Raw genomic sequence first — 264 nt, 5'->3', positions numbered from 1 at the left:
TCGATGAACAAGCGCCGCAGATTCTTCCCGAGAGCCTGCTGGGCAAGGCGATCTCATATACGCGCAACCAGTGGACATACCTCAGCCGCTATGTGAACGACGGACGCGCGCCAATCGATAACAACGTGATCGAACGGTTATCGAAATGCTTCTCTAAGCGCTCTTATCCGCGCTACGGAATTATGCAAGGTCCGGAGAGGTTACATGCAGCGCGTTCCGCGTCGACAAGCGTTGTTCGGCACGCGATATCCTGCGATTGCTGAA

1 pseudogene is annotated in these 264 nt (G+C 54.9%); it reads left to right on the top strand.

Annotated elements, in window-relative coordinates:
- A pseudogene (locus FSO04_RS46100) lies at nt 1–137 on the top strand (IS66 family transposase); the annotation flags it as partial.
- Nucleotides 138–264 lie beyond the last annotated feature (127 nt).

The organism is Paraburkholderia madseniana (assembly GCF_009690905.1).
Taxonomy (GTDB): domain Bacteria; phylum Pseudomonadota; class Gammaproteobacteria; order Burkholderiales; family Burkholderiaceae; genus Paraburkholderia; species Paraburkholderia madseniana.
Note: the sequence above shows the minus strand (reverse complement) of the source record. Positions and strands in the feature narration are given on the sequence as shown.